1 protein-coding gene is annotated in these 10806 nt (G+C 70.0%); it reads right to left on the bottom strand.

Annotation, left to right across the window (positions count from 1 at the left end; all coding sequences use genetic code 11):
- Positions 1 to 10806 (bottom strand): type I polyketide synthase (locus ACFXOM_RS35365; protein WP_385041576.1); only part of this gene is annotated, 10806 nt, incomplete at both ends.

Below are 10806 nucleotides of genomic sequence, written 5' to 3'. Positions count from 1 at the left end.
CCACACTCAGCCACCCAACGCGCCACACAACCACCCAACGCACCCGTCCCACCCGTAATCAACACCGTCCCCCGCGGCACCCAACCACCAACACCAACCGAAACCGAACCACGCACCAACCGCCGCCCAAACACACCCGACCCCCGCACCGCCACCTGATCCTCAACACCACCCACAAGAACCCCCACCAACCCATCAACCACACCACGATCCACAACCCCCGGAAGATCCACCAAACCACCCCAACGATCCGGCAACTCCAACGCAGCCACCCGACCCAAACCCCACACACCCGCCTGCACCGGATCCACCACATCCAACCCACCCACACCAACAGCCCCCCGCGTCAACACCCACACACGCCCACCAACACCCACATCCCCCAACGCCTGCACCACCACAGCCGCCCACCACACACCCACCGGCACCCCACCACCACACACACCCTCCAAACCACCCGACAACACCAACACACCCTCAACACCCTCAACACCCTCAACCCCAAACAGCTCAACCAACCCAGCCCGATCCACCTCCACACCACACACCACCTGCTCCACCACCACACCACACGCCACCAAACCCTCCACCACCGAAGACACCCAAACAGACCCCGCCACCACCTCAGGAACCACCACCAACCAACGCCCCGACAACACCCCACCCGACAACCCCACCAACCGCTTCCACTCCACCCCATACCGCCAACCATCCACAACCGACAACTCCCGCTGCTGCCGCCGCCACGCGGACAGGGCACTCAGAGCCTCGTCCCACGACGCGTCCCCGGCAATCTCCAACTCCCCTGCCAAGGCGTTCGGGTCCTCCCGCTCGACGGCTTCCCAGAACCAAGCGGCCCCGTCATCCGCCGGACGCGTCGCGATGTTGCTCGCCCCCACCCTCGGGCTGCTCGGCCAGAAGTGTTCGTGCTGGAATGCGTAGGTGGGCAGATCGACCAGCCGCGCTCCGGGGAAGAACGCACCCCATTCCACATCTGCACCGTTGGCGAACATGCCGCTCATCGCCGCCACGAGAGCCTCCGACTCCAGCCGGTCCTTGCGGAGGGCGGGGACGAGGAGGCGGTCCGTGCCGGTGTCGCTGTCGAGGCAGCCCTGTGCCATGGCGGTCAGGGTGCCGTCCGGCCCGATCTCCAGGAACCTGGTCACGCCGTGGTCCGCGAGCCATTGGACGCCGTCGGCGAAGCGCACCGTCTGGCGGACGTGGCGCACCCAGTAGTCGGGGGACATCAGCTCCTGCGGCGTGGCGAGGGTGCCGGTCACGTTGGAGACCACCGGGATGCGTGGCTCGGTGTAGGTCACGCTCGCGGCGACCGCCCGGAACTCCTCCAGCATCGGATCCATCAACGGCGAGTGGAAGGCATGACTCACCCGCAGCCGCTTCACCTTCCACCCCTGAGCCTCACACCGCTCCGCAACCTCCGACACCGCGGCCTCCTCACCAGAGACCACCACCGACCGCGGACCGTTCACCGCAGCAACCCCCACCCGCAGCCCACGCCCCTCCAACAACGACAACACCTCACCCTCCGCAGCCTGCAACGCCACCATCGCACCACCCACCGGAAGCGCCTGCATCAACCGCCCACGAGCCGCCACCAAACGACACGCATCCTCCAACGACAACACACCCGCCACATGCGCCGCCACCAACTCACCCACCGAATGACCCACCACATAATCCGGCCGCACACCAAACGACTCCACCAACCGGAACAACGCCACCTCCAGAGCAAACAACCCCGGCTGAGTGAACCCCGTCCGATCCAACCACCCCACACCACCACCAGCCACATCCGCCACATCCGCCACATCGCCAAACACCACACCCCGCAACGACAACTCCAACTCACCATCAAAGTGAGCACAAACGGAATCAAAGGCATCCGCGAACACCGGAAACGCCTCATACAACTCCCGACCCATACCCACCCGCTGCGAACCCTGCCCCGCGAACATGAAGGCGGTCCGGCCCAGACCCTTGTCTCCGCGCACCACTCCGGCAGCCTTTCGGCCGTCGGCGAGCGCGGTCAGCCCCTGTACAGCAGCCTGGTGATCAGCGACGAGCAGCACGGCACGGTGGTCGAACACCTCCCTCGACGTAGCGAGGGAATAGCCCACATCGGAGGCATCGAGCGGGGACGTGTCGAGGTGCGCCAGGAGCCGGGCTGCCTGTGCCATCAAGCCGGCCTCGTCACGTCCTGAAATGACCCAGGGCAACACCGGGAGCTTCAGCGGCTTCTCGGTGTCCGTCAAGTCGTCGACTGTCGGGGCTTCCTCCAGGATCGTGTGAGCGTTGGTGCCGCTGATGCCGAAGGAGGACACCCCGGCCCGACGCGGCCGCTCCCCCGCCGGCCACTCAACAGCCTCCGTGAGCAACCGCACCTCACCAGCAGACCAATCCACATGCGACGACGGCTCATCAATGTGCAGGCTCCGCGGCAGAACCCCATACTGCAACGCCAACACCATCTTGATCACACCCGCCACACCCGCAGCCGCCTGCGTATGACCGATGTTCGACTTCACCGACCCCAACCACAACGGCACACCACCATCACGATCCTGACCATACGTCGCAAGCAACGCCTGCGCCTCGATCGGATCCCCCAACGACGTCCCCGTGCCATGCGCCTCCACCACATCCACATCCGAGGGAGACAGGCCGGCGCTCGCCAACGCCTGCCGGATCACCCGCTGCTGCGACGGACCGTTCGGCGCCGTCAAACCATTCGACGCACCATCCTGATTCACCGCCGTGCCGCGAACGACCGCGAGCACCCGGTGGCCGTTCCGCCGCGCGTCCGACAACCGCTCCACCACCAACACACCCACACCCTCAGAAAACCCCGCACCATCCGCAGCATCCGAAAACGCCTTGCACCGACCATCAGCAGCCAACCCCCGCTGCCGACTGAAATCCACAAACAACCCCGGCGTCGACATCACCGTCACACCACCCGCCAACGCCAAATCACACTCACCCGCACGCAACGACTGCACCGCCAAATGCAACGCCACCAACGACGCCGAACACGCCGTATCCACCGTCACCGCAGGACCCTCAAGACCAAACACATACGACAACCGACCCGACACCACACTCGCCGCATTACCCGTACCGATATACCCCCCCAAATCCTCCTCACCAGACGCCACCAACAACCCCGTGTAATCCTGACCATTCGTCCCCGCAAACACCCCCGTACGCGAACCACGCAACGACCCCGGAACAATCCCCGCCCGCTCAAACGCCTCCCACGACGTCTCCAACAACAGCCGCTGCTGAGGATCCATCGCCACCGCCTCACGCGGCGAAATCCCAAAGAACCCAGGATCGAAACCATCAACCCCCGACAAGAACCCACCCTCACGCGTCGACACCTTCCCCGGCACACCCGGCTCAGGGTCATACAACCCCTCAACATCCCACCCACGATCCACCGGGAACGGCACCACACCATCCCCACCCTCAACCAACAACCCCCACAACTCCTCCGGCGACCCCACCCCACCAGGGAACCGACAACTCATCCCCACAATCACCACCGGCTCGTCGGAGTCCGCCTGTCCTGCCGGCACGGCGGCCGGCACCGGCGCGGCACCGCCCTCTGTTGTCGTGCCGGACAGTTCGGTGAGCAGGAAGTCGGTGAGTACCGCGCAGGTCGGGTAGTCGAAGACCAGCGTCGCGGGCAACCGCAGTCCGGTGATGCCGTTCATGCCGTTGCGCAGCTCGACTGCGCTGAGTGAGTCGAACCCGAGGTCGCTGAAGGCCCGTTCGGGGTCGACCGCGGAGGGTCCGGCGTAGCCGAGGACGGTAGCGACATAGCTGCGAACGACGTCCAGGACCATGGCGGCCCGTTCGGGTGCCGAGAGGCCGGCGAGGTGTTGGAGCAGCTTGGCGGTGTCGGATCCGGTTTCGTCGCTCTCCTGTGCCGCCTCCAGGACGCGCTGGGCGTCCGGGAGGTCGCGCAACAGCGCGCTGGGACGGGAGGCGGTGAAGGCGGGGGTGAACTTGTCCCAGCCGAGGTCGGTGACCGAGACGTAGGCCTCGTCGTGGTCGAGGGCCTGCTGGAGTGCGCCGCAGGCCAGTTCGGGCTGCATGTCGTACACGCCGTAGCGCCGGAGCCGGTCGCCGACGGCGCCCTCGCCCATGCCGTCTCCGGACCAGTGGCCCCAGGCGACGGCGGTGGCGGGGAGCCCTTCGGCGCGGCGCCGGTCGGCCAGTGCGTCGAGGAAGGCGTTTCCGGGGGCGTAGTTGCCCAGGCCCGGGCCGCTGATGGTGCCGGAGGTGGAGGAGAAGAGCACGAAGGCGGAGAGGTCCAGGTCCCGGGTCAGCTCGTGGAGGTTGAGCGCCGCGGTGACTTTGGCGCGCAGCACGGTGTCCATGCGGCCGGGGTCGAGGGAGTCGATCACGCCGTCGTCGAGAGACCCCGCGACATGCATCACCGCGTCGATCGGGTACTGCTCGGGAACGGATGCCAGTAGGTCGCGCAGTGCGGCGCGGTCGGCGACGTCACAGGCGGCGAAGGTGACGCGGGAGCCGAGCGCGGTGAGTTCCGCTTCGAGTTCCGTTGCACCCGGGGCGTCGGCGCCGCGACGGCTGGTCAGCAGCAGGTGCTCGGCACCTTCGCGGGCCAGCCAGCGGGCGATGTGACCACCGACGGCACCGGTGCCGCCGGTGACGAGTACGGTGCCGTGGGGCCGCCAGGTGCGCTGTGCCGAGATACCGGACAAGGGGGCGCGGACCAGTCGGCGGCCGTAGGCACCGGAGCCACGCAGGGCGATCTGGTCCTCGCCGTCCGGGTCGGCGAGCAGGGCGCACAGGCGGTCGGCGGCCCGCTTGTCGAGCGTCTCCGGCAGGTCGATGAGACCGCCCCAGCGGTCGGAGTGCTCCAGCGCGGCGACCCGCCCCATGCCCCAGACCAGGGCCTGGTGGACGTGGGTGACGGACTCGGAACGGCCGATGGCGACCGCCCCGCGGGTCCCGCACCACAAGGGCGCACTCAGGCCAAGGTCGCCGAGTGCCTGGACCAGGGAGAGGGTTCCGGACAGCCCGAGGGGCACTGCGGCGTGTGCGGGGTGGGCGTGTTCGTCCAGCGGGAGCAGCGACAGGACTCCGGTGAGGTCGTCGTCTCCGAGCACCTCGCGCAGCCGTCCGGCGGTCCGCTCGCGGCTGCTGCCGTCCTCGGGCGCCAGACCGACGAGGCGTACCCGGGCGCCGTGTGCGGCGAGAGCGTCCCGTACGGCGGCCACCCGGCCGTCGACGTCTTCCGAGACCGGTGTCGGGGCGACCAGCAGCCAGGTGCCGTGCAGGGCGGCGGCGCCGCGCTCGGCGAGCGGTGACCAGCGCACGGTGTAGCGCCAGCTGTCGACGGTGGACTTCTCGCGGCTGCTCCTGCGCCACGAGGAGAGCGCGGGCAGGACGGCGCTCAGCGGCTGGTTGCCGTCCAGGTGGAGCGTGTCGGCCAGCGCTTGGAGGTCTTCCTTCTCGACGCTCTCCCAGAACTCCGCTTCGACGGCGTCGGACATCGGCCCGTCGTGGCTGTCGGCCGCGCCCAGTTCGCGTGCCTGGGGCCAGTACCGTGCGCGCTGGAATGCGTAGGTCGGTAGGTCGACGCGGGATGCGCGGGTGTCGGCGAAGACCGCGGTCCAGTCGACGGCGACGCCCTGTGCGTGCGCTTCGGCGAGGGAGGTGAGGAAGCGGCCGAGGTCGCCCGCGTCCCGGCGGAGGGTGCCGAGCACGGCGGCGTCCTTGTCGAGCGCGTCGACGCAGTCACGGATCCCACCGGACAGCACGGGGTGCGGGCTGACCTCGATGAAGGCACGGTGTCCGGCGGCCACCAGGCCGCGGATGGCGTCCTCGAACCGTACGGTCTGTCGCAGGTTGGTGTACCAGTAGTCGGGGTCGAGTCCGGTGGTGTCCTGCCACTGTCCGGTGACGGTGGAGAAGAACGGCACGGCGGCCTCGACCGGGCTGATGCCCTCGAGGGCATCGAGGACCTGGGACCGTACCGGCTCAACCTGTGCCGAGTGGGAGCCGTAGTCGACGGACACCTTGCGGGCCCGCACACCGTCCGCGGTCAGTGCGGCGAGCAGTTCGTCGAGCGCGTCCGCGGCACCGGAGACCACGACGGAGGCAGGGCCGTTCACGGCGGCGATGGACAGCCGTTCGCCCCAGGGCCCGATGCGCTCGCCCACCGTTTCGGCGGGGAGTTGGACGGACATCATGCCGCCGCTGCCCGTGACGGCGGTCAGGGCCCTGCTGCGCAGGGCCACCACGCGCGCCCCGTCGTCCAGGGTCAGCGCCCCGGCGACGCAGGCGGCGGCGATCTCGCCCTGGCTGTGTCCGACGACCGCATCGGGCTCGACTCCGTAGGAGCGCCACAGCTCGGCGAGCGAGACCATGACGGCCCACAGCGCGGGCTGGATGACGTCGACCCGCTCGAGGTCGGGTGCGTCGGCGTCGTCGCGCAGGACGGCCGTCAGCGACCAGTCGACGAACGGGGCGAGGGCGCGTTCGCAGGCGGCGATCCGGTCGGCGAACACCGGTGTGGTGTCGAGCAGTTCGCGCGCCATGCCGGCCCACTGGCTGCCCTGGCCGGGGAAGACCAGGACGGGGCGGGCGCTGCCGTCGCGGGCGACGCCGCGGGGCACGTCGGAGACCATCGCGCCCTCGGCGATCTCGCGCAGGCCGCGGTCGAGATCGTCCCGGTCGGCCGGTACGAGCACGGCCCGGTGCTCGAACGCGGAGCGGGTCGTCGCGAGTGAGAAGCCGATGCCGGGCAGGTCGTACTCGGCGGGCCGGGCGAGCAGGTGGGAGCGCAACCGTGCAGCCTGGTCGCGCAGCGCCTCCTCGCTGCGCGCCGACAGCGGCACCGGTACGACGGGCAGCGCGGACGCCGCCGGAGTGTTGGGCCGAGCCGACTGCCGAGGTGCCTCCTCGATGATGACGTGGGCATTGGTTCCGCTCATCCCGAACGAGGAGACGCCGGCTCGGCGTGGCTCGTCCGCGTCCGGCCAGGCGACGGCCTCGTTGAGCAGCCGTACGTGGCCTGCCGCCCAATCGACGTGCGGGCTGGGCTCCTCGGCGTGCAGCGTCCTGGGCAGCAGCCCGTTGCGCAGTGCCATCACCATCTTGATGACGCCGCCCACGCCGGCGGCGGCCTGGCTGTGTCCGATGTTGGACTTCAGCGAGCCGAGCCACAACGGACGGTCCTCGTCGCGGTCCTGGCCGTAGGCCGCGATCAGGGCCTGTGCCTCGATCGGATCGCCGAGAGTGGTCCCGGTGCCGTGTGCCTCCACGGCGTCGACCTGCTGGGGGGCGAGCCCGGCAGCGGCCAGTGCCCGACGGATGACGCGCTGCTGGGAGGGGCCGTTGGGGGCGGTGAGACCGTTGGAGGCACCGTCCTGGTTGAGGGCGCTGCCGCGGATGACGGCGAGGACGGGATGGCCGTTGCGCCGTGCGTCGGACAGCCGCTCGATGGCCACCACGCCGACGCCTTCTGCCCAGCTGGCGCCGTCGGCGTCGGCCGAGAACGGCTTGCACCGGCCGTCCTCGGCGAGCGCCCGCTGCCTGCTGAACTCGATGAGCGAGCCGGGGGTGGACATCACGGTCACACCGCCCGCGAGCGCGAGATCGCACTCGCCCCGACGGAGCGACTGGACGGCCAGGTGCAGGGCGACGAGGGACGAGGAGCAGGCGGTGTCGACACTGATCGCCGGCCCTTCCAGGCCGAGGGTGTAGGCGATCCGCCCGGACAGCACGCTGGGCGAGTTCCCCGTACCGACGTATCCCTCGAAGCTCTCCTGCGCTCCGCCGAGGATTCCGATGTAGTCCTGGTACGTGACTCCCGCGAAGACGCCGGTGAGGGTGCCGCGGGCGGCTGCAGGGTCGATTCCGGAGCGCTCCAGTGCCTCCCACGACGCTTCGAGGAGCAGCCGCTGCTGCGGGTCCATCGACAGCGCCTCACGGGGGCTGATGCCGAAGAAGCCCGGATCGAAGTGGCTGGCGTCGTGCAGGAAACCGCCTTCGCGGGTGTAGCAGGTGCCCGGGTGGTCCGGGTCCGGGTGGTACAGGCCGGCGAGGTCCCAGCCCCGGTCGGCGGGGAACGGGGAGATCCCGTCGCCACCCGCGGCGACCAGTTCCCACAGCTCCTCGGGCGTACGGATGCCGCCGGGGTACCGGCAGCTCATCCCGACGATGACGACGGGGTCGCTGTCGACCGGCGCAACGGACGGCACGGGCGTCACGTCGGCCGTGACTCCGCTGAGTTCACCGTCCAGGTAGCGGGCGAGCGTCACCGGGGTCGGGTAGTCGAACACGAGCGTGGCGGGCAGCACCATGCCCGTCGCTTCCCTGAGCTGGTTGCGCAACTCGACGGCGGTGAGGGAGGTGAATCCGAGGTCGGTGAAACTGCGGGAGGGCTCCACCTCGTCCGGGCCGGCGTAGCCGAGGACATGGGCGACCTGGGTACGGACGACGGTGAGCAGCGCGCGGCCACGTTCGGCCGCTGGCTTACCCGCGAGCCGACTCGCCAGGGCGGAGACCGCGGTGGCCTGCTCACGTGCGGCGATGCGGCGCCCGGATCCCTGCCCCAGCGCGCCGAGGATCGCCGGCAGCGGGGTTGCGGAGCCGCGCAGTGCGGCGCGGTCCACTCGTGCGGGACGCAGCACCGTCCGACCCGTGGCCTGGGCAGCGCCGAGCAGCGCAGCGGTCTCCTCCACCGACGCCGTGGAGAGTCCCGGGGCGTCCGGGCCGGACAGCGGGAGCAGTGCCAGAACCGGCAGGCCGGCGCCGGCCCGGCGGTGGGCGAGCGCGACCAACTGCCCGCACGACGGAGCCCCGGCCGGGCTGCCGACGCCGAGGAGGATGAGCGCGGACGAAGCACCGTCCGTGCCGGTGCTGCGCGTCAACTCATCGAGGGAGCGGGCCGTGTCGACGTCGCGGCTCCGGCTGAGGTCGGCGGTGTGCACGATGGCGTTCAGTGGGCGTCCGGTTGCCCGAGCCGCCGCTACCGCGGCTTCCAGGCCGTGTGGATGCCGGCCGGAGTCCGTGGTCGCATCCACTGCCCCGTCCTGGTTTCCGGCTCCGGCTCCTTCCTCGTCGCGGCCCGGGCCCTCGTCCGGGTGGGCTACGACCTGCATCTCTGCCCGTGACGAGAGGGCAGCCGCGACCTGCTCAGCGAACGGCCCGGTGACCAGGATCGTCCCTCCGGGCTCCATGCTCAGGGCAGTGGCAGCACTCGATGCGCACCTGACCAGCCGCGCCGCCGACACCTCGCCCCTGCGGACGGCGAGCTCGGACTCGTCCGTGGCCAGCGCGGCCCGCAGCGCGCGATGAGAGTCGCGGTCGTCGTCGACGTCCACGAGCACGATCCGGCCCGGGTGGTCAGCCTGGACGGCGCGAAGGTCTTCCCAGAGGGCGGCGGCCTCCGGGTCCGGTACCTCGTCACCGAGGGCGATGGCTCCTCGCGTGACGAACACCAGACGGGCCTGCGACGACTGCTGGCCCAGTTGTTCGCTGAACGCGCCGAGCACGGTATGCGCTTCGGCCACCGTGACGACACCGGTCACGAGCGCCGTGCCGATCGTCGCGGGCACTACCACCGTCGTGGAACCTGCGACATCCTCAGCCTCCGCGACCGGTGCGCCCAGTGTCTCGGCCAGGCCCAGGGGGTCGTTCCCCACTACGGTCAGCAGCGACGATTCGTCGCTCGCTGGGGCGTCCTCGCCGATGCCCCACTCCCGGGCTCGCTCCACGGCGATCGGTGCCCAGTCGAGCCGGAGCAGCGAAGCCGGCAGCGAAGGCGTCCGGTCGTCCCGCGACTCACCGGTCCTGCGCATCAACATCGACTCGACCGCGATCACCGGCTTCCCGGTGCCGTCAGCCGCTTGGAGGGAAACCTCGTCAGGCCCGCGACGTGCCAGCCGGATCCGCAGCGCGTTCGCGCCGGTCGCCTGCAGCGAGGCACCGCGCCACGCGAACAGCACGGCTTCCGTCGCCACATCGTCCAGCAGGCCGAGGCCGAGCGGATGGAGCGCCGCGTCCAACAGCGCAGGATGGAGGGCAAAGTCCTCGGTCGCCGCGGACTCGGGCAGTTCGGCCTCGGCGTACACGCCGTCGGCGCCCTGCCACACGGCCCGCACACCGCGGAAGGCCGAACCGTAGTCGAAGCCGGCCGACTCCAGCCGGTCGTACAAGTCGTCGATGTCCACCGGCTCCGCACCGACGGGCGGCCACACAGCGAAGTCGAAGGCCTCCGTCGGGCCGCTCTCCGCGAGAACGCCGCTCGCATGCCGGGTCCACGGTGCATCGGCCGTGGTCGTCACGGGGCGTGCGTACACACCCAGCGCCCGGTCACCGGAGGCGTCCGGGCCCTCGATACGCAGCTGCAGCTGAACCGCTCCGTCCTCGGCGAGCACCAGCGGTGCCTCGAGCGCGAGTTCCCTGATGTGGGAGCAACCGACCTCATCCCCCGCACGCACTGCCAGTTCCAGGAGCGCAGTGCTCGGGACGACGACGGCGTCGGAAACGCGGTGCTCGGCGAGCCACGGCTGTGTACGGGGCGAGAGTCGCCCGGTCAGGACCACGTCATGGCCACCGGCCAGGGACACCGTCGCGCCGAGGAGCGGGTGCCCGGGTGAGGCAAGGCCGATCGACGAGGCGTCCGCGGGCGTGGACGGTATCTCCAGCCAGTAGCGCTGGTGTTGGAAGGCGTAGGTGGGGAGGTCGACGGGTGTGGGGGTGGTGGCGGGGCTTTCGGTGGCTGTGGTGGGGAAGAAGGTC

Origin of the sequence: Streptomyces sp. NPDC059169 (genome assembly GCF_042755225.1) — a bacterium.
GTDB lineage: Bacteria > Actinomycetota > Actinomycetes > Streptomycetales > Streptomycetaceae > Streptomyces.
This window is presented reverse-complemented; position numbering and strand designations above follow the sequence as displayed.